This window comes from Holdemanella porci, assembly GCF_009696075.1.
Lineage (GTDB): Bacteria > Bacillota_I > Bacilli_A > Erysipelotrichales > Erysipelotrichaceae > Holdemanella > Holdemanella porci.
In genome coordinates this window covers 25469-52177 of record NZ_VUMR01000007.1, presented here as the reverse complement: position 1 = coordinate 52177, position 26709 = coordinate 25469, and the positions used below count along the sequence as shown (strand labels likewise).

Here is a 26709-nt window from a genome sequence, read left to right as displayed (position 1 = left end):
TTATAAAAGAGCAGAGATATTGAAATCTCTGCTCCCTAGTTAATAATCCTTTAAACACACATAGGGTTTTCGGCCCTACAATTTTTGAAGCCAACTTTTAGTCGACCCTATCTAATTGCGGATTACCATAAAATCAGCGCCTTTAACAATAATATTCATCTAAAGTTAAGTTATTCTCATACAAATACGTTGCCAAATCCACACCCACATAACGCAAGTGCCAGCTTTCTGGAGCAATTTTTGTTTTGTCTTCCTTATCATCAGGATAACGCAAAATAAAGCCATATGTATGCATATTTTCTAACAACCAATTATAATGTGAATTATACCGAACGGCATCTAAATCACTACAATCATTGTCCATACGAATATCAACAGCTAATCCAGATTGGTGCTCACTATATCCTGGTCTTGTCCAATAGCGATCCGCATATTCTTCGCCACAGCTTGCAGCTCCTTTGTTAAACAAACCCATTTGATAAGCATAAGAACGATAAGCTGAACAAGCATTCAAAATAAATCCCTCATTTGATGCTGCCTCAATCAACTTTTCAAAGGCTTCAGCCGCCTCTTTTCGCATGCGCACATTCTCATTTTCACCACTCGAAGGTACCTGAACTAAATCACTTGGTTCATAATCTTCTGGTAATCCTGAATACTTATTCACAAGCATACAAATTGAATCTAAATCCGAAACTTTTACTGTATTCTCATATGGGGCACCATTTTGATCTATCTTCTCTACTTCAGGTAATTTTGATGTTTCCTCTTGCATTATAGGCTGTTCCTTAATAGGAATTAAATCATGATCGATCAATCTTATATCTAATATATAACTTAGTATGAATCCATTTAAAATCAATGATACTAAAATATAAATGATAGTTTTCATCGCTACACCGGTACAAACAAGACTTTATTATATCCACCACAAATCATGCCTAATGTAGCACTTTCTGCATTGGATAAATCATATTCCTTGATCATAATTTCTTTACATTCTTTGGCATCTAGAATAGCCTGATACTCGACTCTTCCTCCACCAATGGTATCAATGACTCCATCTGTATGCACTAACATCATACTGCCAACCCCTCTTGGTGCAGATCCTTTTTTATCAATAATAATACATAAAGTTCCATGAACATTGGATTCTAACAATTCTTTAGAAACACTTGAACTAAACTTTGCGTTTTTAATTTCAATAAGTTCAGCTAAAATACTAATCGATATCTCAGCAGGCGTCTGCGCCTTAATATCTAAACCAATGGGAGCATGTACATTGGATACTTCTTCCTTAGAATATCCTTCTTCAATCAAAGCATCAAAGGTCTTTTTTACTTTTCCCTTGCTTCCAATCATACCCAAATATAAATGAGGTTTACGAATCATCTTTTCTAGACAAAGACGATCATCTTTATGTCCTCTTGTCACTATCACATAACAAGCATTCTCTTCATCTGGCAATACAGAATCCATTTGATCATAATCGATACAATGAATTTCATTTGCGGTTGGAAAACATTCCCGATTCGCAAATTCTTTACGATTGTCAATCACAATCGTATACAACTCTAATATACTAGCCATTTTAGCTAAATATTGACTGACATGTCCACAGCCTAAAATCACAAGCTTAGGCTGCATATTAAACCATTCCTTTTGGATGATATTCACATCGACATTTTCTTCTAATAAAACTCTTACACAACGCGTATACAAATCCATAGCCCCGTTCACATGAATCTTTACAGGTTTATTTAGTTTCTTTAAATAAGCACGTATTAAATCTTGCATAATTCTAGGTGTTACAAGTTCATTCGGATCTAAATTTGCCAGTTCATAACGATGTACCACATCTTTTACTGGTTGATTTAATCCATTTAGATTTGAAATCAACACAACTTCATCCGTATCTGAATCAAGAACAGGTTCATTCACATTTGGATATTTTAAAGGTAAATGCTTAGAACCATCTGCCTCAATCAGTATCACATCCACCACTTGTTTTAATTGATTAAATAACTCTTCATCTAACGCCTCAATTTTCATGTCACCACACCGATTTCCCGCATGACAATATCCATATGTTTCAATTCTTTGCATTATTTCATCATAACCAGGATCTACCAATGTATCTTCTTCAATCAACATATGCGTCGTTGTACACATTAAAACGGTTTTATTCATAGAAACATATTTATCTTTTAACTCACGGATATACGTTGTTTTTCCACCTGAACCAATTACACTAATGATCATTTGAAATCTCCTGAATTGCACGTACCACAAAATCCACATCTTCTATTGTATTTTGAAAAGATACAGATAAACGTACAATTCCCTGTTCTTCTGTTTTTAAATGTTTATGCATTAATGGAGCACAATGCGCTCCACAACGCGTCACAATACCATACTTATAATTCAATAAGTCGCTCACATAAGCACTATCTTTACCTGGGATATTCAAAGCCACAATAGGCGTAGAATTTTCTAAAGATGAATAAAACTCTACATCCCCCGTTAAACCTTCATATAATTTTTGAAGTAAAAAGTGTTCCTTTTCCACAATCGCTTTTTGATGTGATAAAACATATTGAACCCCTGCATTTAAAGCTGCAATTCCTGCAAGATTCTGTGTTCCCGCCTCTAAATGTTCTGGATACGCCTCTGGCATTTGTGGATTAAAAGAATCGATGCCCGTTCCACCAGAAATCAATGGTTTTACTTCAATGTCCTTTACGCAAAAACCACCAATACCACCAATCCCTAATAGAGCTTTATGGCCACTAAAACATAAAACATCTATATTTTCCATAGATACTGGTATATGACCTGCACTTTGAGCCGCATCCACCATAAAAAGAATGCCACATTCTTTACAATACTTTCCAATGGAATCCACATCAAAAATTTCACCTGTCACATTTGAACTGTGTGTCACGATAACCATTCGAGTATTTTTTTGAATATGGCACTTAATATCCTCTAAATAAGGAGCACATATCGTTAATGTGATTATTCCCTTTTCTTCTAACTCATATAAAGGACGAAGCACACTATTGTGCTCCGCATACGTAGTGATCACATGATCATTTTCTTTTAAGATTCCTTTAATGCAAGTATTTAAACTCTCGGTATTTCCACCATTTAAAATAACACGGTGAAAATCAGAGAGTCCAAAAAACTGTGCAATATTTCTTCTTGCTGCAAAAATCAAACGTGAAGAATCCATATTTGAACTACGATTCGCATTGCCTGCCACATCTAATGCATCTATGACCGCTTGTTTGACTACATCTAGTTTTGGAAAGCTAGTCGCAGCCTGATCAAGATAAACCATGCAGTATCGCCTCCAAAACACCTCCACCAATACAACGTGCCTTGTCAGAAATTGTAAAACAATTCTGATATTCATCCACTCTAGGATCAATATCTGCCATTTTAAATCCAGATGTTACATTGTACCCATCCTGAATCAATCCTCTAAGTAAGCCTGACATGCTCGCATACACTGGTGTTTTATCGATATACGCAATAATTTCTCCTTTTTCAACGATATCTGTAATCTTTTTGACATTGTGACAAACACCTGCACAAGGAGAATGAATCACTCTTTCTTTAGAATATCCCTTAATATTTCCAGGAACACCCGTATTTGGCAAAGCATGTCCCTGGTAGATCAGTCTTCCTAGATTATGTCCACGCATTGTTTCCACAACCACATGCACATCTTTGCCTGCACAAAAACCAGGACCTAAACCAATTGTGATAGGTGCCATATCTATTGTCGTACCTAAATTCTTCTTGGCAAGAATCGCATCCACCAAGGCAATATGTTCTATTTTAGAAATCATTTCACCATTTGGATCTACCATCATCGCGACTTGATTTTTAGCCATCACTGCTTTAGCTTCTTCTATCGTTGAAACTAAAACACACGTCATATCTTCAACCGTAAATTTTCCTTCATACACAGCCTGACAAAAGGCAACATTTCTTCGTATTGCGCTTGGTTTTTCAGCTTCTATCACCAATACTTGAAATCCACTTTTTACAAGTTTATATATTGTCCCTGTCGCTATGTCTCCTCCACCACGCACAATAACACATTTATTCATAATCCTTATGGCTTGATAATTTTATCAGCCTTCTCCATTCTTTCTACAATATCATACATATTTGTGACTGAACCCACCTGAAGTTCTTCTTTTAAATGGAAGAAATCCAAGCAAGTTCCACAACTTACAATTTCTACTCCATTATCCGCTAAATATTTTAAATCTTCTAAAGTTTCACTCTTTGTCGTTGTGATTTTTACACCCTCATTATAGAAAATCATTTCATCTGGCAAAACATCTTGTTTTGTCAAAGAGAAAATAAATGATTTCATTAAAATCGCACCTAAATCCGGATCTGAACCCATCACATTACTTGCGCACACAACAACCGTTTTAGGCTTAGCCAAGCTGCAGTCCGCATATGTGTATTCCACTTCAAAATCTGCTTCTTCATCACCCTTTGAAATTTCAACAATATAATCCTTACCCTCTTTTTTAGAATTTACCGTATAATTTTTTACTTTCGCAAACTTCGTTAAGTTTTCAACCGCAATCTCATTATCCACAATTGTTGAAACTACATTTTCTTCTTTTAAAGCTTCCTTTGTCTTTACAACAGGAAGTGGACACTCTAATCCTCTACAATCTAAAGTTTTCATATCTTCCTACCTCTTACATATACATTATATTCATTTTTCTCAATGACTTCACCCACAACATACAATTCAAGATTATTTTCCTTGAAATCTTTCTCTAGCATTTCTAAATCCGCTTTAGATACACTAGCTAATAAGCCACCACTCGTTTGTGGGTCAAACAAGATTTCTTCTGTAAAGAAATCACAATCAAAACGAATCTTACCCTCTACACTATTGCGATTGGTCTGGGCAGCCCCACTTAAATAAAATTCTTCGACATACTTTTGACAGTCATCAAAATATGGAATCGAATCCTTATAAATCACTGCACTATTTTTTTCGTCTAGCATCTCATTTAAATGCACCAACAAGCCAAAACCCGTTACATCGGTTAGAGCATGCACATCATATTTTTTTAAAACATCACAAGCATACTTGTTTAATGTAGTCATACTTTTAAAGACTCTTTCCTGCATTTCTTTAGAACAATCATCCATACGCAACGCATTTAAAGTCAAACCGACACCTAAAGGCTTCGTCAAAATCAAGACATCCCCACATTGGGTGCCATTATTTTTCTTTACGTCTTTTGGATTTACCAAACCAGTTACACTCAAGCCATATTTAATTGAATCATCACGAATGGAATGCCCTCCAGCTAGTGCACACTCAGCTTCAACTAGCTTAGAATTTCCTCCTTCAATGATTTTACCTAAAATATTCAAATCCTCATTGTCTGGAAAACACACAATATTTAAAGCTGTTTTTGGCGTACCATTCATCGCATAAATATCACTGAGTGCATTTGTTGCTGCAATCTGACCATACAAATATGGATCTTCTACCATAGGTGGAAAGAAATCCAAAGTAGATATAAACGCATGATTCTCATCGATTTGATAAACTGCCGCATCATCCCTTGAATCAAATCCAACCAAAACATGACTGTCTTTATAAGAATCAATTATTTCTAGAATATGACTCAATTTCTTTGCGCCCAATTTAGCACTACATCCACCACTCTTACAATATATTTTTTCATTCATCAAAATTTCATCCTTACTATATCCTCATACAAAACATCTTGTTCTTCTAAAAAGAGTTTCCACTTTTTCTCATCTAGATCCTTCGACATAAAACACATGCCACATCCTGCCTTAACACAACTTGGAACAGGTATCATACGCCCGTTTTTTGTCTTAGACTCCAAATCTAGAACATCTTGAATACTTTTAAAAGTAATAATCAATACTTCCTCTTTATTCATTTTCAAATACTTCCTTAAACACTTGTTCGGAATACATTTCTATTTTTTCTTGGAACAATTTATATTTACGTACCAATTCTTTTCCTTCTAAAGTCAATTGCGAGCCTCCACCAAGACTACCACCACTCGTCGTATGAACCAGTTCATAACCCAAATCTTCTTGAGCTCTTTTGATGATTTTCCAAGCCTTTGAATTTGACATTCCCATTTCTTTATAAGCCTTTGATAGAGAACCATACTTATCGCATAATTCCAATAGTTCTACAACACCCTTGCCAAAATTTGGTTCATTATTACCAATTTGAATTTTTAGTTTATATCTCATTTTCCAAATCCACAATTTGGATATGTGCAAATATCACATCCTAAGCACAATCCACCTTCACCTAAATCACACAATTCTTCGTATGTCACTACATCCTTGGCAAGTAAACGACAAAGTACTAAATCAAATACCGTTCTTTTGGCATACATAACACATCCGGGAAGACCAACAATTGGGACTTCTCCTTTATAAGAAAGCAAAAACATAGCACCAGGAAGAATTGGAGAACCATAGCTAATTATATTGGCGCCTGTGTTCTTGATTGCGAGTGGCGTTCGATCATCTGGATCCACACTCATTCCACCTGTACAAAGTACAATATCTACCCCTTGTGTCAATGCTTCATTGATTTTTTCTGTCACCATTTTATCGTCATCATCACAAATCGCATGATACACCATTTCACAACCGAACTCAGCCAATTTAGCTTGAATAACTGGTGTAAATGTATCTTGAATTCTTCCTTTATACACTTCACTTCCTGTTGTGATTACAGCCGCTTTCTTTAATACAAACGGCTTAATTTCAAGAATAGGAGATGTGATAAATGATCTAACTTTATCCATCTTCTCCTTTTCAATCACCAAGGGAATAATACGCATACCCGCAAGTTTATCACCCGGATTTACTACTGTGTTTCCATGTCTTGTTGCGATCATCATCTGTCCAAATGAATTTACTGTAAACAAAGCCTTACGATCTACTTTCAACAACCCGTGAATCTCACTTTTTAATTCGATTTTTCCTTCTTTGATTTCACCATAAGACATGTATTCATTTTTACACATATCTAGTAAAACCATAGCTGCATCATTTTCATGCATCATGCTCTCGTCATTTTCCCAAACATATAAATGTTCTTTTCCAACTGACAACAATAAAGGAATATCTTCTTCTGTCACAATATGACCCTTACGAAAAAGGGCATCTTTCGTGACACCCTTAATGATTTGCGTTATATCATGACAAAGTACATGCCCTACGGCATCCTGTGTCTTGATTAATTTCATCTTACTCTCCTTTTTTAAATCCGTATTTTTTGAATACTTTTAAAGCTTTATCGCTCTTTAAGAATTCAATCAATGAATTGGCTTCATCTTTATGCTTTGTACTCGATACACGACCAACTGGATATAGTACTGGTGTAGCTAATAATGAATTATCGCACTCTGCCACTACCTCTACTTTATCACTACTTGCAGCATCTGTCGCGTAAACTAAACCAATTTCTGCATTTTGTGTTTCAACTTGAGACAATACTTCCGTTACATTTCCCGCTAAGCTTAAACGATCTTGAATGGAATCCCATACACCTAAATTTGTCAAAGCTTCCTTTGCGTAGCTTCCTGCAGGAACTACTTCTGGATTTCCAATCGCAATAATTGAAACTTCTTTAATATTATCAAATCTAGTGATTGTTGTAGTGCTGTCTTTTCCTTTGATCAATACCAATTTATTCTCTAATACATTTAAAATTGAATCTGCATCCACTAAATTTTCATCTTTTAAAGCGTTCATCTGTGTTGTAGCTGCACTAAAGAAGACATCAGCATCTAATCCTTTTTCAATTTGAAACTGTAATTTTCCACTACTATCATAAACACCTTCAATCGTTACATTTGGATACTCTTTTTCAAACATTGGAATCAATTCATCTTCAAATGCGTTTTCCAAACTTGCGGCTGCCGCAATTGTAAGTTTTACTTGTTCTTTTGGTTCATTTGAACTACACCCAAATAAACTTGTGACCATGACTCCAGCCAATAAAACACTTAAACCGTTTTTCATACGATCTCTCCTTGTTTAATTTTATATTTAAAATCACACAACTCATTTACTTCCTCCTTATTGTGTGATACAAAAATAACCGGTTTTGAAATTTGAAGCTCACTTTTAAGTTCCCTTAATAAATCCTCCTTTAAATCTTCATCTAAAGCACTAAATGGTTCATCCAATAAAAGAACATCTGGTTCATAAGCCATCAAACGAGCCAATGCCACCCTTTGTCTTTGTCCACCCGATAATTGTTTGGGATATCTTGAGGCAAGTTCACTAATTTGAAATTGTTTCATCACTTTTTGAGCCACAATATCCACATCTTTTACCATTCTAGCCCTTAATCCCACACTAATATTTTCATATACATTCATATTGGGAAATAGAGCATAGCTTTGAAACATATAGCCCACATTTCGTTTTTGAATCGGTACATTTATTTTCTTTTCTGAATCAAATAAAACACGACCATTTAATACAATCCGTCCTTGATCTGGCATTTCAATTCCAGCTATACATTTTAATGTCATACTTTTACCGGATCCTGAAGCTCCCATAAGCCCTAAAATATTGTCGTTCACTTGAAAGGAAACGTCTAAATCAAATTCTGCAAGCTTCTTATATATTTGTACTTCCAACATTTAGAAACTCCTTTTCTTTCGAACATATAATTGATATAGATTCAACAAAATCACAGCTATAAAACAAATGCCAATGATCACCCACACATAAAAGGCAGCTGATTCCATATCTCCACTCATCACTTCACTATATACAGCTACAGGAAGTGTTCTTGTCTTTCCAATGATGTTTCCTGCAAGCATCGCCGTTGCTCCAAACTCACCTAAGCCACGCGCAAACGCAAGGACACCACCACTAATAATTCCTGGTAAAGCATTGGGAATCAATACTTTCAAGAAGATGTTCCATTCGCTCATTCCTAAAGTTCTTGCGGCATACACTAAATCCGTATCCACTTGATCAAAGGCGCCCCTGGCATTTCGATACATGAGTGGAAATGAAATGACCACTGCTGCAATCACAGTCGCACTAAAGCTAAATGCGATGCGAATGCCAAATGCACTCATAAAAAATTTTCCTATAGGTTGATTTACGCCAAAGATCATCAACAAGAAAAATCCAGCTACTGTAGGTGGTAAAACCATAGGCAAAGTAAAGATTCCATCAAAGACCATTTTCAAAGCTTCGCTCTTTCTTGAATAAATCCACCATGCCGCCAGTAAACCAAGAATAAATATGATTACTATTGTGATACTTGCCGTTTTTAAAGATATCCAGATTGGAGTTAAATCTAAATTATTTCCTTGCGCACTCACTCGCTTCACCCTTCATAATTTCTAAACCATGTTTTAATGGTCCTAAAATAATATCTAGACTTTCCTTTACTGCCTTAGGACTTCCTGGCAAGTTAATAATCAAAGTCTGATTTCTTAATACACTTGCACCACGAGACAACATAGCCTTATTTGTATATTTCATCGATTCATAGCGCAATGCTTCACTAATACCTGGAACATTTCTTGTCATAACTTTCATTGTGGCTTCTGGCGTCACATCACGAATACTAAGTCCGGTACCTCCGGTTGTAAGAATCAAATCATTTTGGCAACGATCACTTAAATTGATGAGTTGCGAAACAATTTCATTTTCATCATCCGCAATCACTGTCACACTTGTCACATTGTATCCATGTTCAGTCATGATCTTTTCAATTAATGGACCACTCTCATCTTTTCTTTGTCCAGTACTTGCCTTATCACTTAATGTCAATACGGCTACACGCATTCTAGAATCTTTATTTTCAATGACTTCAACGGTATCTCCAACGCAAATATGTCCACCATGTATTACACGCGTAAATACACCTAGATGAGGCATAATACATTGACCAACTTGATGATAGATTGCACAATGCGAATGGCAGCTTTTGCCTATTTGCGTCAGTTCTAGTAATACATTCCCAATCTTAAATTGTGTCCCTACTGGATAACTTGTGAATTCAATACCTGATACAAGTAAGTTCTCGCCAAAGGCACCATCCTCCACATCAGCTCCTTTAGCTTTAAATTCTTCACGCTTTTCATAAGATAATAAAGAAACTTGGCGATGCCATTTACCCGCATGCGCATCATTTTCTAATCCATGATTCTCAATAATATCAATATCTTGAACCGGATGTTTTTCTGTTCCTTTTTGTTCACTAATACAAATAGCTTTAATTATTCCTTCCATACAAAATCTCCACTTTTTCCACCTGATTTAGAAACCAAATGTACATTTTTGATTTCCATATCTTTACTTACAGCTTTACACATGTCATAAATTGTCAGAAGACAAACATTTACACCTGTCAAAGCTTCCATTTCTACACCCGTTTTCCCATTACACTTCACGGTACAGTAGGCATAGATCAAACAATTTGCTCTATCAACATCAAAATCAATATTCACCTTATTAATCATTAAAGGATGACATAAAGGAATTAACTCACTCGTCTTTTTTACACCCATAATTCCGGCAATACGAGCTACACCTAATACATCTCCTTTTTTCATGTCACTCTGCTCAATTTTATGTAGAATTTCTTTATTTACCAATATACTTCCAACCGCACAAGCACTTCTTGAAGTAACATTCTTTTCACTTACATCCACCATGCGTGCATTTCCATGTTCATCAAAATGTGTTAATTCCATTTTAACCTCCAATTTCATTCATCACCGTCGACGAATGTTCTTCTTCAAAATGATGTTCCTTAGGCTTCTTGAATATCCACTCTTTCATCACTTTTTCTAGTTCTTCCAAATCATTTAGATAAGGTTTTAAATCCACTCCATCACTATGGAATAAACATAATTTCAATCGTCCTACACTACTTAAGCGTATACGATTACAGTCGCCACAAAATTTATTATGTAACGCTTCAATAAAACCAATATATCCCTTAAACTCTGGTATTGTATAATAATGGGCTGGTCCATTGCCAAGCTTATTATTATATGCATTTAATGTATAATTCTTTTGTACACATTCAATCAGTTCATTCATTTTAGTGTTTCGATCACTATATTTTAGTGGCATCAATTCAATGTATCGCAACGCAATCTTTTTATCTTTGATGAGTTCTAGCATAGATTCAAACCGAGAAAACGTAAATAGATTGTCCACAACACAATTCACTTTCACAAAGATCCCAATCTGATATGCATATTCTAGATTTGAAAGAACCTTCTTCAAATTGTTCTTTTTACATATCTTTAAATATTCAGATTCATCGAGTGTGTCAATTGAAAAGTTAATACAATCAAGCCCTATTTTTTTTAGTTCATCTAAATCTGTAAAAGAAAATAAACTTCCATTGGTTGTGAGAGTTACTTGTTCAACTCCATCCAATTCTTTTAACCTACGAATGAAGTCAATATAGCCTTTACGAAGTGTGGGTTCTCCACCCGTGATTTTAAATCGAGTGATTCCTAAAGTAATGGCACATCTACAAATATCTAAAAGTTGTTCATACGTCAATATATCTGAATGACAAAGATGTTTTGAAATGTCTGGCTTGCAGTAGTAACAAGCATAGTTACATCTGTCAGTTAATGAGATTCGCATATAATTTATATTTCGACCAAATGAATCTTGCATAAAATCCTTTCCGTTATTCTCAAGTGAGAATAACCAACTGATTCAAGTTTATCATTGAATTCACATTTTATCTACTTTAAAATGACATTATGAAACGATGTACGTGGTGTAATCTAAACAATCCAAAATATATTGAATATCATGATTATGAATGGGGAAAACTGAATACAGATGAAAAATATCTATTTGAAATGTTGATACTTGAATCTTTTCAGGCAGGTCTTAGTTGGCAGTGTGTTCTAAATAAAAGAGAAGCTTTTAAAGAGGCTTATGAAGATTTTGACATTGATAAAGTGATTGAATTTGATGAAGAAAAAATAAAACAATTAAGAAACAATCCTAATATCATTCGTAACAAATTAAAGATCAAAGCGAGTATTTCAAATGCGAAGATTTTTAAATCCATTCAAGAAGAGTATCAAACTTTTTATAATTATTTATGTACTTTTACACATGGAAAGATTATTTATGAAACAGGAAAAACTACATCGACTCTTTCAGATTCCATATCAAATGATTTAAAAAAAAGAGGCATGAAGTTTGTAGGAAGTACCATTATATACTCCTTTCTTCAAGCCATCGGTGTGATTTATTCTCACGAAAAAGATTGTTTCTTATACAAAGACTAATCCCATGTTTTCCAAACATTTGGTTCGTAGCCTACTGTCGCCAATTTGCCGTTACGCACGATTGGCGTTTTTAGTATGTGCTGATTGAGATACACTTTATCTTCTTTATTCGACAAGTAATTCAACATTGTCAATAATTCTTTATCCTTAGCCTTTGGATCGATCATGGAATCGATGCCAACTTGTCTAAGCACACTCTCAAATTCTTTCTTACTCATTTCTTTTTCGTCTAAATTAATAAACTGAAACTTAATATTTCTTTCTTTAAAATAGCGTTGTGCTTTCTTTGTATCAAAGCATTTGTTCTTCCCAAAAATCTGTATATTCATCGCATTAACCTCTCTACCCTTTTTTGTACTTCATCATATAGTGCCTCAATCTCAAATCCCACATGAAAGTGTCCATCTTCATATAGAATTTTACCATTGACCATAGTACATTTTACATTGGATTTAGATCCACTGTATACAATATTTTTTGCGACATTGTTAATTGGCTGCATATTCGGTTGATGTAGATCTAAAATGATTAAATCTGCCAACTTTCCAGCTTCTAAGACACCACAATTTAAATGTAAAGCTTTCGCCGCATTCACCGTTGCCATTTTCAACACTTCATAAGCATCGACTGCAGAAGCATCCTTCTCTTTATATTTAGCTAGTCCTGTCACTAAAAACATCTCTCTAAACATATCTAGACAATTATTACTGGCTGGCCCATCCGTTCCTAAACATACGTTGATATTTCGTTGAAGCATCGATTGGATTGGAGCTATACCACTAGCTAGTTTTAGATTGGATGCTGGATTTGTGATGACATTCAAATGTTTTTTGGCGAATAAATCTAAATCATGCGCGCTCATATGTACGCAATGAAAGGCTCCACCACCATAATCATATACACCTAGATCACATAAGTATTCAACAGGACTGCGTCCCGTCTTTTCTTTACATGTATTAACTTCATATTCTGTTTCACTTAAATGTGTATAAACTGGCGCTTTATATTTATGAGATAATGCTGCAACTTGTTGAATTTTTTCTTTTGAATTGGTATATTCATGACTAAAACCTAGTATATAAGAAATCAAACTATTTTTTTGATTGTATGCATTGAAGCAACGTTCTACATCTTCTACAGATAGACAAAAATCATTAACTGCACCACATAATACCGTTCGATAATTCATATCAAGACTTGTATGTACAATTGCTTCAGGATTTAAATACATGTCAAAATTTGTAGTGATTCCACTCGTTAGATATTCTAATATCGCAAGTTTTGAAAAGAAATAAATGTCTTCTTGGGTTAGTTTTTCCTCAATCGGAAATACCTTTTCATTTAGCCATTGCTGCAAAGGCATATCATCGGCCATTGATCTTAAAAAAGTCATTCCAGAATGAGTATGCGCATTAATAAATCCTGGCATAATTAGATTCTGGTGTACATCTATTTCTCGGTCAAAACAAAAAGTAGAAGCTTTCTGTTTTCCTACATATATAATCTTATTATCTTCTATCCAGATTTCCCCTGAAAAAACATCAAAATCCTTCATTGTCAGTATACGTGCATTATAAAAACGAGTACGCATAGGCATTCCTTCTTTCTGATTTAATCATCCCACAAATGGAATCAAAAAAAAAGAAATAACTTTTGATTATTTCTTCTTAAAAATCGATTTTATTAATTCGATAATCGCAACCACAAGCAGGAATATGAAGGACATCGCAAAATAGCCGACCAAACCTGCCAAAATATCATTGAAGTCCATTTCGCCTGTATGCGAATACCATTGGCCTATTTCAATCGCAAATGTGATGACTACAAGTACAGTAAATACGTAGAACCAACTAATTAAAACAGTTAAGTTCTTTTTTGCCATCCACTTAAATAGTGGATAAATCACAAGAAGCATTCCGATACCCAACAAGCCAATAATCAAGAAGTGAAGTTGCTTATCAGATAATTGTGCTTCAAATGAGTCATTCATACTCAAGAAATAGGTATGTGTCTTATAGATGATGTCAATCAATAAGTCGACAATCTTTTTTAAAGTTGAAGTACTATCTGTCATGCGAGCATTATACATGATATCGTTCGATATTTCAAATTCCAAAAAATTATACTATTATTGTGTTAAGGAGAATTTTTTATTATGAAATACGATTTTACAACTCTTTTAAATCGAAAAGGACACGATGCCCTTGCCCTTGATGTTCTACCTATTAAAGATGTAGAGGTAGACCCAAACTTTTCTACAATCCCTATGTGGGTTGCAGATATGAACTATCCTGTTTTTGAAAATATTCAAAAACAAATGTTTGAAAGAATCAAAGAGCCTCACTTTGGATATTTTGAAATGCCAGAAGATTACTATAAAGCCATTCAATTCTGGCAGAAAGAAACACATGGCATAGATGTGGAAAAAGAGGCTATCGGATATGAAAATGGTGTTCTTGGTATTTTATCCAGTGCACTTGAGGCTTTTAGTGCTAGTGGCGAACCCATTTTAGTGCAGTCACCATGTTATATTGGGTTTATTCACACGTTGAATAATTTGGGAAGAAAAATTATTGATAGCCCGCTAAAAAAAGAAGATAACTGGGCTATGGATTATGAAGATATTGAAAAGAAGATTATCAAACATAATATCCATTTTGCGATTTTCTGTTCCCCACACAATCCAACGGGAAGAGTATGGAAAAAAGAAGAAATCCAGAGATTTATGGATATCTGTAAAAAACATGATGTTTTAGTCTTTAGCGATGAAATCTGGTCCGATCTAGTACGTAAAGAAAACACACATATTCCTACGCAATCCATAAGTGAAGATGCCAAGAAAAGAACGATTGCGGCCTATGCCCCTAGTAAAACATTCAATCTTGCAGGTTTAGTCGGTTCATACCATATTGTTTACGACAAATATCTTCGTGATCGATTAAATAAACAAGCCTCTTTATCTCACTACAATTCACCTAACATATTAAGTGTTCATGCTCTTATGGGTGCTTATTGTAAAGAGGGATTGGATTGGGTCAATGAATTAAATGAAGTCATTTCGAATAATATAGATTATGCACTTGATTTTATCCACAACAATTTCAAAGGTATTGAAGTCATTAAGCCGGAAGGAACGTATATGTTGTATCTAGATTGCACAAAGTATTTAGATACACATGATATCACGATGGATGAACTTTTAAAGAAAGGGGTTCACTATGGTGTATGTTGGCAAGATGGGCGTCCATTTATGAATCCAAATACGATTCGAATGAATTTAGCTTTACCAACAATTTTAGTAGAAGAAGCATTTTCTCGCTTAAAGAAATTTGTTTTTTAATGAAAGAAAGAGGAATCTGATTATGAAAAGTACAACAAAAAAATTAGTATCAAGTGCTCTATGCATTGCGATAGGCGTATTACTTCCAATGGCCTTTCACGTAATTCCAAATGGAGGTAGTGTATTTTTACCAATGCACATTCCTGTATTGATTTGTGGATTATTTTGTGGAGCTCCCTATGGTTTAGCATGCGGAATTATTACACCATTTCTTTCAAGTATGACAACAGGAATGCCTCCAGCTATGATTTTGCCCCAAATGATGATTGAACTAGCTGTATATGGTTTAGTTACTGGTTTGTGTGAAAAAAACATCAATTTCAAAAACGAAATGCCCAAATTATACATAAGTTTAATTATTGCGATGCTTGCAGGAAGAATTGTGAATGGCTTAGTCAACACATTTGTACTAAGTACACAAGGCTATACACTATCTGTATTTATGACGGCAAGCTTTATCACTTGCCTTCCTGGAATCATCATTCAATTGATCATCGTTCCAATTTTAGTTCGTATCCTAAATAAAACAGTAGCCTAGGCTACTGTTTATTTCATTTCAATCAACTCATATTCTCGATTTCCCAAACCAATCTTTTGAGCATGTTCTAGACAAGATTTCCATTCCGATTCAGGCGTAGAATTTGTGAAGTGGTCATGATGATCACAGAAATTTGGATCATGTAGATGTTTATCTAATTGTGATCCTGGCATTGGTTTTGCCTTCATACATAAATCTACACAGGCTTGATCTAGGGCAAGTGGATCAAAAGATGCCAACATTCCTATATTTGGTAAAATTGGTAAATCATTTTCGGCATGACAATCACAGTTTGGTGAAACATCCACAATTAAAGAAATATGGAAGTTAGGACGTCCATCCACAACGGCTTTTGTGTATTCAGCCATACGCTTATTCAACAATTCATTCGCATTATAGTTATTGAAGGAGATCGCATCAAAGTTACATGCCCCTAAACAACGTCCACATCCAACACAGTTTGTTTCATTAATATGCATCTTATGTGTTGTTTCATCATATTCCAATCCATTATTCGCACATTCTTTAAAGCATTGTTTGCAACCACGACATAGCTTTTCATCAACATGAGGAGTGCCTGAACAGTGTTGTTCTTTTTTACCTGCACGCGAACCACATCCCATACCAATATTTTTTATGGTCCCACCAAAGCCTGTTGATTCATGTCCTTTAAAGTGTGTCAAAGAAATAAAGACATCGGCATCCATAATTGCACGACCTATTTTAGCTGTTTGACAATATTCTCCACCAACGACTGGCACTTCAATATCATCCGTTCCTTTTAGTCCATCTCCTATCAAAATGGGACATCCCACAGTTAATGGTGTAAAGCCATTTTGCCAAGCACACTCCAAGTGTTCCAAAGCATTTTTTCTTGATCCTGGATACATTGTATTACAATCGGTTAAGAATGGTTTTCCCCCTAATTCTTTTACCACATCCACAATGGCACGTGCATAATTTGGACGTAAATATGCAATGTTTCCTAATTCTCCAAAATGCATTTTGATTGCGACAAACTTTCCATCTAAATCCAAATTGGCAATTCCAGCTTTCTTAACCAACAATTGCAGTTTTGTAGGTAGGCCCTCACCTAATTTACGGGTATGAAAATCCGTATAGTATACTTTAGATTTTTCCATCGAACATCACCTCAATTATATTTTACATTTCCACAAAAAATGATACAATGCAAAAAATGAAAAAGGAAGTGTGATTATGAAAAAATTATCAAAAAGAACCAAGACATTTACGGATTCTGTGATTCGTCGAATGACAAGAATCGCAAATGAATATGGTGCGATCAATCTATCGCAGGGATTCCCTGATTTTGATCCACCAAAAGGAATATTGAATCGACTAGAACAAGTTGCTCATGAAGATTATAATCAATATGCGATTACTTGGGGTGCTCAAAACTTTAGAGATGCCTTAGCTAAGAAACAATCAAAATATATGAATCTAGATTTAGATTCAAACAAGAACATCGTTGTCACTTGTGGAAGTACCGAAGCTATGATGGCAGCCATGATGAGTGTTTGTGATCCAAACGATAAAGTGATTGTCTTCTCTCCATTCTATGAAAACTATGGAGCAGATACCATCCTTTGTGGTGCTGATCCAATTTATGTTCCTTTACATCCACCTGTATTCAATTTTGATAAAGAAGAATTAGAAAATGCGTTTAAACAACATCCGAAAGCTTTGATTTTGTGCAATCCAAGCAATCCTTGTGGAAAAGTCTTCTCAAAAGAAGAATTGGAATATATCGCTAGTCTTGCCGTAAAATATGATACGTATGTGATTACGGATGAAGTTTATGAACACATTGTATATGCACCATACAAACACACATATTTTGCCTCTTTACCTGGTATGTTTGAAAGAACCATTTCTTGTAGCTCCCTATCTAAAACGTATTCCATTACAGGATGGCGTTTAGGCTATTGTATTGCCCCAGAAAATATCATCGAACAAATCAAGAAAGTACATGACTTTTTAACCGTTGGTGCGGCAGCTCCACTTCAAGAAGCAGCTGTAGTAGGGCTTGAATTTAGTGATGCTTATTATGATGAACTACAAAAGTCATATACACATAAGAAAGATTTATTCATCAATGGCTTAAAAGAATTGAACATTCCGCATACAGAACCTCAAGGAGCTTACTATGTCATGGTCGATATCAGTGAGTTTGGCTATGATTCTGATTTAGACTTCTGTGTAGACCTGATTAAAAACGTCGGTGTGGCAGCCGTTCCTGGATCTAGTTTCTTTAAAGAGAAGGAAAATCGCTATATTCGTTTCCACTTTGCGAAAAAAGATGAAACCTTACTTGCCGCATTAAATCGATTAAAAGATATGCGTGCAAAAATGCCTTATAAGAAAACCGTTGGGTAGTAATCCAACGGTTTTGTCTTTTATCACAATTACTCACGAATTTTAAAAATATTCAACACACATATTTAACGAAAATGAGAAATGTTTCATTAAAACATTTCGGTGATTCCGTTGTGACTTTCAAAAAGCCAATTTCTTCCATTAAAAGTTCACTATTTTTCCTTTATTTATCATCACAAGAAAAAAAGACTCACCGAAGTGAGCCATTATTAAAATTGAGATTTAGGATTCTTACCAAGAATAAAATCACGAATATCTGAACATAATTCATGAACATTATCTTCACCAAGATAAATCATATGTCCACTTTGGTATCCTTTCCAGAATACACGATCTTTTGGTAGTCCTGCATGATCCATTGTGTGCCATGCATATCCAAATTCAGTACATAGATCAAACCATCCATTCGCAAAGAATGCTCGCATTCCTGGACGACGTGTCATTGCATAACGCAATTCTTCTGCGGTTGTACCTTTCTTTTCTTCTTTATCCCAATGCATATAATAATCAGTTCCTGGAATAAAGTTACGGTCTAATTTTACATTTAATTTTGGAAGTAGATCTCCTGTAAATGCAGCATAGAAGAATGTATCGTAACGATCGGCTGTCGCATCATCCCACAATGCCTTTTTGATTTCATCTTGTTCAGGCTCTAATAAGGGACGAGTCACACGACCATCATAACGAGATACAGCTTTTCCTTTTGTCTTTAATACTTCTTGACGATAGTCATCATCATCGATTTTTAAGCCATGACGAATCAAGTATTCTCTAGAAACACCTGTATAATAACTTACTTTTTCTAAGATATGTTCTTTTTCTTCTTCCGAAATGGCTTCTCCTTTATAAAGTGCAAGTACATAATCATGATCTGCGAAAGCTTTGGCTTCTTTCACAAAGTCTTCTACACTTTGATCGGTTGGATGATTATGATACCAATTTACCCCTGCATATGTTGGGAAACCCAATACACTTGTTTCAACAGGTAAGCCTTCACCAAAGTATTTACCTACAGTAACCGTATTTCCAATAAACACAATACCATCAAAGGCAATACCATAGCCTCTTTCTCTTCCCATTGTGGCAGCAATTCCTGCAGCGACTGCACTACGAGTACATCCATAACTTTCGCCACATAAATATTTTGGTGACAAACCACGATTATAACGACGAACCCAAGCTTCAAGAACTGTCAATAGGGCTTCTGCATCTTGTTCAATGCCAAAGAAATCTTTCTTCTTACTTTCATCAATCAATACACCATATCCGGTTCCAACAGGATCAATCAATACGATATCCGCAATATCAATTAAACAATCTGGATTATCAATGACTTTATAAGGTCCAAAAGCACTTTCACGATCCACCTCATCATACTGCATACGACGCGTTCCTAGAAAACCTGCATGAACATACATACAACTTGATCCAGGACCTCCATTATACGCAAAGACAACAGGACGATTAGCTGTATCTTCTACATCGCTTCTAAAATAGGCATACGTAAAAATCGATGCGACTGGATTTCCATCTGGTCCATAGATGACATTGTCTTCGCAAATTGTATGATATGGAATTTCTTTTCCTGACAATGTAATTTTTCCATCCGACTCAAAACGAGCGGGTTTAAAAGTATCTGGTTTAAAGCTTTCAGTTTTATACATAATTCGTTTCCTCCACAATAATTCCATTATAGAACGTAGTGAAAAATAGTCAATGTAAATTATTACATTTTTGTAAATAAAAATGAAAATAGAGAAACTATTCATTTCCCTCTTCATCATATGTATCTAAAAAGTGATGTCTTGCATGATCATCCTTATAGGCAATCACGGTTTTAAGACTTACATTTTCTACACTCTTAAAAATATTCTGCTCTACAAACGGATTGACTTTCTTCAATTCCTTGATTAAGTTTTTCATTTCTAAACGCTTTGACTTGGATTGTGTTAAACATGTTTCATTGGCACAAGCCTGAGTGAATTTGCATGCACACTGAATGAAATACAGATTGTTGCGTTTTGCCCAAGTCTTAATATCATCTTCATGAATCAAGTATAGTGGTCGAATGACTTCCATACCCTTAAAGTTGTTCGAATGTAACTTTGGCATCATAGTTTGAATTTGTCCCCCATAAAGCATAGACATTAAAATGGTTTCAATCACATCATCATAATGGTGTCCCAAAGCTATTTTGTTACACCCTAAATTCTTGGCATAGTTATACAAATGACCTCTTCGCATTCTTGCACATATATAACATGGATTCTTTTCAATATTAAAAACATTGTCAAAAATATCACTCTCAAAGATTTCAATTGGAATATTTAGTTTATCGGCATTCCTATCAATAACCTCGCGATTCTCTTTTGAATAGCCTGGATCCATCACAATATATTTCACATCAAAAGGAACCGGTGAATGTTTATGCAGTTCTTGAAAACACTTTGCCATCAACATCGAATCTTTTCCGCCCGAAATACATACCGCAATGCAATCGCCTTCTTTGACAAGCTCATAATCACGGATGGCTTTGGTAAATTTTGACCAAATCTTTCTTCGATACGTTTTAATAATACTTCTTTCGACTTGTGCGCAAAAATCATCCGACACATTTGTGTTCATCTTATCCATAACGATTGAAACATACCCACCATCTACACTATACGCTTCATATTTTTCCTGCAATTTTTGTGCAACAATATCACTGACATAGCCTTGAGCGCAAACGACAATGATCTTCTTAGTTGAATCAAATTCTGTTTCCAAAGCACTTTCTCCACTTAATACAATACTGTTCTCGATTGGATTTTTAAAGGCTTCTTCGGCATCACGAATATCAATTAAGATATATTCTTCTTTATTTAATTGTTTTAATTGTTCTACTGAAATTTTCATGAGACTATTCTAACATAATATTGAATTTTTGGATGAAAAAGCGCAAAATATGGACAAAAAAAAGGAAGTTTGATTATGACACAAGATATGACACAAGGTAAAATCATGCCTATGTTAGTTCACTTTACCATTCCCTTAGTATTGGGAAATCTATTCCAATTAACATATAATGCCGTTGACAGTATTATTGTAGGGCACTTTGTTGGAAAAGAAGCTTTGGCCGCAGTCGGAATTTGTAATCCAATCACGACATTATTCATCCTATTTCTAAATGGACTTTGTATGGGTGCAAGCATATTGATTGGCATGTATTATGGGGCTAAAGATGAAGAAAAACTCGCTCGTCAAATGAGCACAACCATGCTTGCAGGACTTGTATTTTCACTTGTATTGACACTGATCTGCATATTTTTTTCACCACAAATTCTTAAATTTATGCAGGTAGATTCATCCATTTTCAATATGACTACTACCTATCTGCAAATCATCTTTGCCGGTTTAGTCTTTACCTTTTTATACAACTTTTTTGCGAGTACACTACGCGCTTTAGGCGACAGTAAATCACCCCTATATTTCTTAATTATCAGTTCCATTTTAAATATCTTTGGAGACTTATTCTTTGTGGTTGTTTTACATGCAGGAAGCAAAGGATGTGCCATTTCTACAGTGATTAGCGAAGCTTTATGTTGCCTATTCTGTATTCTATATATACAAAAGAAAGTGCCACTTCTACAACTGGGTAAAAAGTGGCTGGTATTTGATATTTCATTATTAAAACGCACCATTGCGTATGGCTGGGCAAGTGCTATGCAGCAGGCGACTGTGCAACTAGGAAAGCTTGGTATTCAAATGATTGTCAACACGATGGGTGTATCGGTTGTAGCTGCCTTTACGGCCGTCAATCGAATTGATGACTTTGCGTATACCCCGGAACAAAACATTGCTCACTCTATGACGGCTTTAATGGCACAAAATAAGGGTGCAGGAAAGAAAAATCGTATGCAGGAAGGATTTCGTTGCGGAATGGTTTTAGAATCCATCTACGGTATATTTATCTTTCTAGTATGTTTTATCTTCGCAAAACCATTGATGTGTCTATTTGTACAAGATGAAGAAGTTATTATGCATGGAGTGACTTATCTACATTTAATTTCCATCATGTATATTCTTCCTGCCTTCACCAATGGAATCCAAGGCTTCTTTAGAGGGATTGGCGATTTAAAAATTACGCTCATTTCAAGTCTAGTGAATATGACAGTTCGAGTTATTGTAGCTGCCCCACTTGTTTTTAGCTTGCATCTAGGCATCGAGGCTTTACCATACTCATATCTAGCTGGATGGATTGGTATGTTGATGGCTGAACTTCCATTGCTTATTCGTACATACAAAGCTTATGAATAAGACTTGTGTATAATTGACACAAGTTTTTTTTGTTTTCATTTTATATAAAGCATTTATTACAATTTACACTATTTTTCCAACCCATATTTTTGTATTTTATCCACTTTTCCAACTTTTTAATTCAATTATTTAGAAAACTTTAAGATTTATCACTAAAGAACCTTAATAATTATTCGTTATATTAATCATGGTGATAATTTATGACAAATAAAAACATACAAAACATAACAAACTTTGGATTGATCCTTATGATTCTTATTTGCGTTTATTTCTTTTCACAAGGATACTTCACAAATCCACAGCTTCTACAGGCTACACTGTCGAAAGCCGGAATTTTAGCACCCCTACTTTTTATTTTTCTACAAATCATTCAAGTGATTATTCCTATTGTTCCCGGTGGTGCATCGAGCGCCTTGGGTATTACAGCTTTTGGAGCAGTCAATGGATTTATATATAACTATATAGGTATTTGTATCGGATCCATATGTATCTTTTTACTTGTTCGTAAATATGGTCATAGATTCATTCTAAAAGTATGTAAAAAGAAAGATTACGACAAATATATGAAGTATACATATGATCAAAATAAATTTGATACCTTCTTTATGTTAGCTATTTTCTTACCTTGTGCACCAGATGATCTCTTGTGTATGCTTGCAGGACTGACACATATGTCACTCAAAAAATTTGTCTGGATCATTCTTTTGGGTAAACCATTATCTTTGATTGCCTATTCTTATGGTCTTACGCAATTGTTTCAAATTATCGAAAGGTGGTTATAATTATGTTATATATTGGAATATTATGTGCATGCATTGGATTTTATTTACATTACTAAAAGGAGAACTTTATGGAACATACAATATTAGTGGTAGAAGACGAACAAGGAATTCGTGAAGCTATCGGAATTTATATGAAGAATCAAGGATACAATGTGATTCTTGCCGCAAATGGAAAAGAAGGCTTAGAAAAGATTGAAACAAACGATATTCATTTAGCCATCGTAGATATTATGATGCCTGTTATGGATGGCATTTCTATGGTCATGGAAGCCAGAAAACATCATGACTTTCCAATTCTATTTTTAAGTGCAAAAAGTGAAGATATCGATAAAATCACAGGTTTAAATATTGGTGCCGATGACTATATCACCAAGCCATTTCAAAGTATGGAGCTAGTCGCAAGAGTGCGTTCGCATTTAAGAAGATATGAACAAATCTTAAATCTAAAAAATGAGACAAAGAACGAAGATGAGTATATGATTGGTGATCTTGTGTTAAATAATACGACAAAAAGAGTGACGTTAAATTCAAGAGATATTAAATTAACGCCAAAAGAGTTTGATATTTTAAAACTATTGATTTCACACCCTGGACAAGTCTTTTCTAGCCAACAAATCTATGAATTGGTATGGAAAGAAGAAGCTATCAACACGGAAACGATTATGGTTCATATTCGTAAATTACGTGAAAAAATCGAGACCAACCCTAAAAAGCCTATTTATATTAAGGTTGTATGGGGGCAGGGCTATAAAATGGAGAATATACAATGAAAAAGAAAAATATTTTTTTAACAATACTATGTGCTTTATGCATCATTGGTTCTTGTATAGTGACAAGCTTTTATCCAAATGTTTCTACCGCTACTCCAACGAAGCTTCCTGAAACTTTAGAGCAGAATCTTACAGCTTTTATTCTTGCTAAAAAATTGGAACAAGATCCAAAGTATGAATATATTACTTTTGAGAAAGATACACCGGAAGATATTCAAAAGGATATAAAAAAAGGGTTAGACTCATCTTTATCTAGTGCAAAAAACATTTTTGAAAATGATCCAAACTTCTTTTATACATGTGATGTAAACAATAAAATAACTTCAAAACAATTTAATATGGATATAAAGAAAAAAGATACAAGATATTATGAAACATTAGATTCCAACACACTAAATGTAACGGATAATATTGTGAATCTTATTAACTATAACAGTGAAAAGTATTATGAATACTGTGAAGGCACATATTATTGTGATGGAGAGCCCTTTCCAGGCTATACACTTCATATGCCAAGTGATGTCGTATTAACATTCTATATTCCAGCTGTTTTAAATTATGATAATACAAGTCTAATTGACCTCTTAGATTTAGATGCCGATCAATACGCCTATTTCTTTATGACAGCCTTCTTGATTTGTAGTGCCATTATCGCTCTATATGTCTTCCTTAATAAATATGCGTATGAAAAGGAAGTCTATATCTTTAGAAATGTGAATCACTGGTTATTTGAACCTGCATTTATCTTTTTTCTAACAATTGATGCCTTACTAGCTAGTGGTACATGCATATTAACTACCTATTCGATTGAAGGTACATTCTTACACATTCTAAATCGTTATCACATTGAATTGAGTCAGCCTATCGTATATGGAGTGAACATTCTTGCGTGGTCTATCACCTTATTCTTTATTGGTTTATCCGTATATTGGTTAAAATGTCAATTTACAACATCGGTTAAAGACTGGTTCTTTCATAAAACATGGATTGGGAAATTCATTCTTTATTTCTCAAATAAAGCGGAACAAATCATTTCAACCGATTTATCGGATGAAATCCTTAAAAAGTATATTATTTTCTCAATATGTCTGATTTTGATTCTTGCGTTTATATCATTGCTTAACATTCCATTCTTCTCTTTCTTTATCGTCGTTATATCATTAATTGGCATCGGCATTGTGGGCTATAAGAAAATCAAAAATGTGCAAAGTCAATACCAAGACATATTACATATGACTGAAGATCTATCGAGTGGTAATTTTGAGAATATTAAGCCTGCAGATTCTGGTTTATTCCAATCTTTAAACAATAATATCTATCAAATTAAGGATGGTTTTGAACAAGCTGTAAAAGAACAAGTACAATCACAAAATCTCAAGACGGAATTGATTTCAAATGTATCACATGATTTAAAAACGCCATTAACGGGTATTAAAAATTATGTAGAGTTATTAAATGATCCTAGTATTAGCGAGGAAGATAAAAAGAGTTATTTAGAACGATTGAATCAATACACCGATCGTTTAAGCATTCTAATCACAGATTTGTTTGAAGTATCCAAAGCCAATAGTGGTAATATTGATTTAGAATATTCTGATATTAACATCATTGAATTCATAGAGCAGGTATGCGCAGAAAATGAAGAGCTTCTACAAGCTAAAAACCTTCAGCTTGTGACAAATCTTCCAGAAAAAGAAATTCATGTATGTTTGGATGGAAATAAGACGTATCGTATTTTTGAAAACTTATTTACCAATATTTCTAAGTATGCATTAGAAAACACGCGTGTATTCTTGGATGTGAAAGACATTGGTAATTCAGTTGTGATTATAATGAAAAACACTTCGAAAGAACCGCTTGATTTTGATAGTGATATTACCGAACGTTTTGTGCGTGGCGATAAATCAAGGCATGAAGCTGGCAGCGGTCTAGGTCTTGCGATTGTTAAGAGTTTTACCGAAGTACAGAATGGTACATTTATGATTGAAACAGATGGGGATCTCTTCAAATCAATTCTAAGTTTTCATAAATCCCAAAATATGTAGAATTCTACAGAAAAAATGATTGTAGATAAAATAAAGTGGTCAAAAATCCTAAAGTAAAGGATACAGGCCACTTTTTATCTGTGTATCATTAATTTATAGTCAGAAAATATGTAGAATTCTACAAAAAAAATGATTATAAATTGAATTATTCTTTAAATCATTTTAAAATATAATCAGAA

General features: G+C 34.5%; 29 protein-coding genes. 8 read left to right on the top strand and 21 right to left on the bottom strand.

Annotated elements, in window-relative coordinates; all coding sequences use genetic code 11:
• Positions 1-142 precede the first annotated feature (142 nt).
• The 15 genes from FYJ55_RS02600 to moaA are packed head-to-tail and all read right to left on the bottom strand — an operon-like array spanning position 143 to position 11730.
• Positions 143-892, bottom strand: coding sequence for a M15 family metallopeptidase (locus FYJ55_RS02600; protein WP_154555511.1), 750 nt, complete (start codon positions 890-892; stop codon positions 143-145).
• A 2-nt stretch (positions 893-894) separates the two neighbouring features.
• Positions 895-2262 carry a selenium cofactor biosynthesis protein YqeC gene (gene yqeC / locus FYJ55_RS02595; protein WP_154555510.1) on the bottom strand — a complete coding sequence of 456 codons (1368 nt, stop codon included), beginning with the start codon at positions 2260-2262 and terminating at the stop codon, positions 895-897.
• Positions 2252-3343: an aminotransferase class V-fold PLP-dependent enzyme gene (locus FYJ55_RS10770; protein WP_195836643.1), complete on the bottom strand. Its 1092-nt coding sequence runs from the start codon at positions 3341-3343 to the stop codon at positions 2252-2254. The genes yqeC and FYJ55_RS10770 overlap by 11 nt, the downstream gene beginning before the upstream one ends.
• Positions 3330-4121, bottom strand: coding sequence for a selenium-dependent molybdenum cofactor biosynthesis protein YqeB (gene yqeB / locus FYJ55_RS10765; protein WP_195836642.1), 792 nt, complete (start codon positions 4119-4121; stop codon positions 3330-3332). The genes FYJ55_RS10770 and yqeB overlap by 14 nt, the downstream gene beginning before the upstream one ends.
• Positions 4122-4126: 5 nt before the next feature.
• Positions 4127-4720 (bottom strand): sulfurtransferase-like selenium metabolism protein YedF, encoded by a 594-nt coding sequence (gene yedF / locus FYJ55_RS02585; RefSeq protein WP_154555509.1) that lies wholly within the window; start codon positions 4718-4720, stop codon positions 4127-4129.
• The gene (gene selD / locus FYJ55_RS02580) at positions 4717-5745 is read right to left on the bottom strand and encodes a selenide, water dikinase SelD (protein ID WP_154555508.1); all 1029 of its coding nucleotides are present in this window, start codon (positions 5743-5745) and stop codon (positions 4717-4719) included. Before selD ends, yedF begins: the two co-directional genes overlap by 4 nt.
• Entirely contained in the window at positions 5745-5966 is a 222-nt protein-coding gene (locus FYJ55_RS02575; protein ID WP_154555507.1) for a DUF3343 domain-containing protein, read from the bottom strand. Before FYJ55_RS02575 ends, selD begins: the two co-directional genes overlap by 1 nt.
• On the bottom strand, positions 5959-6291 hold the full coding sequence (locus FYJ55_RS02570) for a winged helix-turn-helix domain-containing protein (RefSeq protein WP_154555506.1): 333 nt from the start codon (positions 6289-6291) through the stop codon (positions 5959-5961). The genes FYJ55_RS02575 and FYJ55_RS02570 overlap by 8 nt, the downstream gene beginning before the upstream one ends.
• On the bottom strand, positions 6288-7301 hold the full coding sequence (locus FYJ55_RS02565; protein WP_154555505.1) for a molybdopterin-binding protein: 1014 nt from the start codon (positions 7299-7301) through the stop codon (positions 6288-6290). Before FYJ55_RS02565 ends, FYJ55_RS02570 begins: the two co-directional genes overlap by 4 nt.
• Before the next feature lies 1 nt (position 7302).
• Positions 7303-8079, bottom strand: a complete 777-nt coding sequence (gene modA, locus FYJ55_RS02560; RefSeq protein WP_154555504.1) for a molybdate ABC transporter substrate-binding protein — start codon at positions 8077-8079, stop codon at positions 7303-7305.
• Positions 8076-8708, bottom strand: a complete 633-nt coding sequence (locus tag FYJ55_RS02555) for a sulfate/molybdate ABC transporter ATP-binding protein (RefSeq protein ID WP_154555503.1) — start codon at positions 8706-8708, stop codon at positions 8076-8078. The genes modA and FYJ55_RS02555 overlap by 4 nt, the downstream gene beginning before the upstream one ends.
• Positions 8709-9404 carry a molybdate ABC transporter permease subunit gene (gene modB / locus FYJ55_RS02550; RefSeq protein ID WP_279141831.1) on the bottom strand — a complete coding sequence of 232 codons (696 nt, stop codon included), beginning with the start codon at positions 9402-9404 and terminating at the stop codon, positions 8709-8711. It lies immediately after the preceding gene.
• On the bottom strand, positions 9385-10320 hold the full coding sequence (locus tag FYJ55_RS02545) for an MOSC domain-containing protein (protein WP_154555502.1): 936 nt from the start codon (positions 10318-10320) through the stop codon (positions 9385-9387). The genes modB and FYJ55_RS02545 overlap by 20 nt, the downstream gene beginning before the upstream one ends.
• On the bottom strand, positions 10308-10784 hold the full coding sequence (gene moaC / locus FYJ55_RS02540; RefSeq protein WP_195836641.1) for a cyclic pyranopterin monophosphate synthase MoaC: 477 nt from the start codon (positions 10782-10784) through the stop codon (positions 10308-10310). The genes FYJ55_RS02545 and moaC overlap by 13 nt, the downstream gene beginning before the upstream one ends.
• Before the next feature lies 1 nt (position 10785).
• Positions 10786-11730, bottom strand: a complete 945-nt coding sequence (gene moaA, locus FYJ55_RS02535; RefSeq protein ID WP_154555500.1) for a GTP 3',8-cyclase MoaA — start codon at positions 11728-11730, stop codon at positions 10786-10788.
• Between the two features lie 89 nt (positions 11731-11819).
• Between moaA and FYJ55_RS02530 the strand changes: the two genes are divergently transcribed.
• The gene (locus FYJ55_RS02530) at positions 11820-12359 is read left to right on the top strand and encodes a DNA-3-methyladenine glycosylase I (protein WP_154555499.1); all 540 of its coding nucleotides are present in this window, start codon (positions 11820-11822) and stop codon (positions 12357-12359) included.
• Here FYJ55_RS02530 and FYJ55_RS02525 read toward each other — a convergent pair.
• From FYJ55_RS02525 to FYJ55_RS02515, 3 genes are all read right to left on the bottom strand, one after another.
• On the bottom strand, positions 12356-12688 hold the full coding sequence (locus FYJ55_RS02525) for an arsenate reductase family protein (RefSeq protein WP_154555498.1): 333 nt from the start codon (positions 12686-12688) through the stop codon (positions 12356-12358). The genes FYJ55_RS02530 and FYJ55_RS02525 overlap by 4 nt on opposite strands.
• The gene (locus FYJ55_RS02520; RefSeq protein ID WP_154555497.1) at positions 12685-13950 is read right to left on the bottom strand and encodes an amidohydrolase; all 1266 of its coding nucleotides are present in this window, start codon (positions 13948-13950) and stop codon (positions 12685-12687) included. Before FYJ55_RS02520 ends, FYJ55_RS02525 begins: the two co-directional genes overlap by 4 nt.
• A gap of 66 nt (positions 13951-14016) precedes the next feature.
• Positions 14017-14475, bottom strand: a complete 459-nt coding sequence (locus FYJ55_RS02515; RefSeq protein ID WP_229771048.1) for a hypothetical protein — start codon at positions 14473-14475, stop codon at positions 14017-14019.
• A 39-nt stretch (positions 14476-14514) separates the two neighbouring features.
• Between FYJ55_RS02515 and FYJ55_RS02510 the strand changes: the two genes are divergently transcribed.
• Together FYJ55_RS02510 and FYJ55_RS02505 are read left to right on the top strand one after the other, a co-directional pair.
• Positions 14515-15699, top strand: a complete 1185-nt coding sequence (locus FYJ55_RS02510) for a MalY/PatB family protein (protein ID WP_154555496.1) — start codon at positions 14515-14517, stop codon at positions 15697-15699.
• Positions 15700-15721: 22 nt separating this feature from the next.
• Complete coding sequence (locus FYJ55_RS02505; RefSeq protein ID WP_154555495.1) at positions 15722-16237, top strand: ECF transporter S component; 516 nt, start codon at positions 15722-15724, stop codon at positions 16235-16237.
• An 8-nt stretch (positions 16238-16245) separates the two neighbouring features.
• Here FYJ55_RS02505 and FYJ55_RS02500 read toward each other — a convergent pair whose 3' ends face one another.
• Positions 16246-17379 carry a DUF362 domain-containing protein gene (locus FYJ55_RS02500; protein ID WP_154555494.1) on the bottom strand — a complete coding sequence of 378 codons (1134 nt, stop codon included), beginning with the start codon at positions 17377-17379 and terminating at the stop codon, positions 16246-16248.
• A 76-nt stretch (positions 17380-17455) separates the two neighbouring features.
• On the opposite strand from FYJ55_RS02500, the gene FYJ55_RS02495 reads away from it, so the two are divergent.
• Positions 17456-18634 carry a pyridoxal phosphate-dependent aminotransferase gene (locus tag FYJ55_RS02495; protein WP_154555493.1) on the top strand — a complete coding sequence of 393 codons (1179 nt, stop codon included), beginning with the start codon at positions 17456-17458 and terminating at the stop codon, positions 18632-18634.
• Positions 18635-18843: 209 nt separating this feature from the next.
• Here FYJ55_RS02495 and FYJ55_RS02490 read toward each other — a convergent pair whose 3' ends face one another.
• Both FYJ55_RS02490 and FYJ55_RS02485 read right to left on the bottom strand, forming a co-directional pair.
• Positions 18844-20298, bottom strand: a complete 1455-nt coding sequence (locus FYJ55_RS02490; RefSeq protein WP_195836640.1) for a S10 family peptidase — start codon at positions 20296-20298, stop codon at positions 18844-18846.
• Positions 20299-20395: 97 nt separating this feature from the next.
• Complete coding sequence (locus tag FYJ55_RS02485) at positions 20396-21532, bottom strand: ATP-binding protein (RefSeq protein WP_154555491.1); 1137 nt, start codon at positions 21530-21532, stop codon at positions 20396-20398.
• Between the two features lie 75 nt (positions 21533-21607).
• Here FYJ55_RS02485 and FYJ55_RS02480 point away from each other — a divergent pair, with 75 nt between their 5' ends.
• The 4 genes from FYJ55_RS02480 (at position 21608) to FYJ55_RS02465 (ending at position 26530) form a co-directional block, all read left to right on the top strand.
• Positions 21608-22933 (top strand): MATE family efflux transporter, encoded by a 1326-nt coding sequence (locus FYJ55_RS02480; protein ID WP_154555490.1) that lies wholly within the window; start codon positions 21608-21610, stop codon positions 22931-22933.
• Between the two features lie 248 nt (positions 22934-23181).
• Positions 23182-23715 carry a VTT domain-containing protein gene (locus tag FYJ55_RS02475; protein ID WP_229771047.1) on the top strand — a complete coding sequence of 178 codons (534 nt, stop codon included), beginning with the start codon at positions 23182-23184 and terminating at the stop codon, positions 23713-23715.
• Positions 23716-23783: 68 nt separating this feature from the next.
• The gene (locus tag FYJ55_RS02470; protein WP_117572863.1) at positions 23784-24485 is read left to right on the top strand and encodes a response regulator transcription factor; all 702 of its coding nucleotides are present in this window, start codon (positions 23784-23786) and stop codon (positions 24483-24485) included.
• Complete coding sequence (locus tag FYJ55_RS02465; protein ID WP_154555488.1) at positions 24482-26530, top strand: sensor histidine kinase; 2049 nt, start codon at positions 24482-24484, stop codon at positions 26528-26530. The genes FYJ55_RS02470 and FYJ55_RS02465 overlap by 4 nt, the downstream gene beginning before the upstream one ends.
• Positions 26531-26709: the final 179 nt, after the last annotated feature.

Bases quoted from the DNA above. Each gene is read 5' to 3' on its own strand.
- FYJ55_RS02600 (WP_154555511.1), bottom strand. From the start codon at position 892: ATGAAAACTATCATTTATATTTTAGTATCATTGATTTTAAATGGATTC.
- yqeC (WP_154555510.1), bottom strand. From the start codon at position 2,262: ATGATCATTAGTGTAATTGGTTCAGGTGGAAAAACAACGTATATCCGT.
- FYJ55_RS10770 (WP_195836643.1), bottom strand. From the start codon at position 3,343: ATGGTTTATCTTGATCAGGCTGCGACTAGCTTTCCAAAACTAGATGTA.
- yqeB (WP_195836642.1), bottom strand. From the start codon at position 4,121: ATGAATAAATGTGTTATTGTGCGTGGTGGAGGAGACATAGCGACAGGG.
- yedF (WP_154555509.1), bottom strand. From the start codon at position 4,720: ATGAAAACTTTAGATTGTAGAGGATTAGAGTGTCCACTTCCTGTTGTA.
- selD (WP_154555508.1), bottom strand. From the start codon at position 5,745: ATGAATGAAAAAATATATTGTAAGAGTGGTGGATGTAGTGCTAAATTG.
- FYJ55_RS02575 (WP_154555507.1), bottom strand. From the start codon at position 5,966: ATGAATAAAGAGGAAGTATTGATTATTACTTTTAAAAGTATTCAAGAT.
- FYJ55_RS02570 (WP_154555506.1), bottom strand. From the start codon at position 6,291: ATGAGATATAAACTAAAAATTCAAATTGGTAATAATGAACCAAATTTT.
- FYJ55_RS02565 (WP_154555505.1), bottom strand. From the start codon at position 7,301: ATGAAATTAATCAAGACACAGGATGCCGTAGGGCATGTACTTTGTCAT.
- modA (WP_154555504.1), bottom strand. From the start codon at position 8,079: ATGAAAAACGGTTTAAGTGTTTTATTGGCTGGAGTCATGGTCACAAGT.
- FYJ55_RS02555 (WP_154555503.1), bottom strand. From the start codon at position 8,708: ATGTTGGAAGTACAAATATATAAGAAGCTTGCAGAATTTGATTTAGAC.
- FYJ55_RS02545 (WP_154555502.1), bottom strand. From the start codon at position 10,320: ATGGAAGGAATAATTAAAGCTATTTGTATTAGTGAACAAAAAGGAACA.
- moaC (WP_195836641.1), bottom strand. From the start codon at position 10,784: ATGGAATTAACACATTTTGATGAACATGGAAATGCACGCATGGTGGAT.
- moaA (WP_154555500.1), bottom strand. From the start codon at position 11,730: ATGCAAGATTCATTTGGTCGAAATATAAATTATATGCGAATCTCATTA.
- FYJ55_RS02530 (WP_154555499.1), top strand. From the start codon at position 11,820: ATGAAACGATGTACGTGGTGTAATCTAAACAATCCAAAATATATTGAA.
- FYJ55_RS02525 (WP_154555498.1), bottom strand. From the start codon at position 12,688: ATGAATATACAGATTTTTGGGAAGAACAAATGCTTTGATACAAAGAAA.
- FYJ55_RS02520 (WP_154555497.1), bottom strand. From the start codon at position 13,950: ATGCGTACTCGTTTTTATAATGCACGTATACTGACAATGAAGGATTTT.
- FYJ55_RS02510 (WP_154555496.1), top strand. From the start codon at position 14,515: ATGAAATACGATTTTACAACTCTTTTAAATCGAAAAGGACACGATGCC.
- FYJ55_RS02505 (WP_154555495.1), top strand. From the start codon at position 15,722: ATGAAAAGTACAACAAAAAAATTAGTATCAAGTGCTCTATGCATTGCG.
- FYJ55_RS02500 (WP_154555494.1), bottom strand. From the start codon at position 17,379: ATGGAAAAATCTAAAGTATACTATACGGATTTTCATACCCGTAAATTA.
- FYJ55_RS02495 (WP_154555493.1), top strand. From the start codon at position 17,456: ATGAAAAAATTATCAAAAAGAACCAAGACATTTACGGATTCTGTGATT.
- FYJ55_RS02490 (WP_195836640.1), bottom strand. From the start codon at position 20,298: ATGTATAAAACTGAAAGCTTTAAACCAGATACTTTTAAACCCGCTCGT.
- FYJ55_RS02485 (WP_154555491.1), bottom strand. From the start codon at position 21,532: ATGAAAATTTCAGTAGAACAATTAAAACAATTAAATAAAGAAGAATAT.
- FYJ55_RS02480 (WP_154555490.1), top strand. From the start codon at position 21,608: ATGACACAAGATATGACACAAGGTAAAATCATGCCTATGTTAGTTCAC.
- FYJ55_RS02475 (WP_229771047.1), top strand. From the start codon at position 23,182: ATGATTCTTATTTGCGTTTATTTCTTTTCACAAGGATACTTCACAAAT.
- FYJ55_RS02470 (WP_117572863.1), top strand. From the start codon at position 23,784: ATGGAACATACAATATTAGTGGTAGAAGACGAACAAGGAATTCGTGAA.
- FYJ55_RS02465 (WP_154555488.1), top strand. From the start codon at position 24,482: ATGAAAAAGAAAAATATTTTTTTAACAATACTATGTGCTTTATGCATC.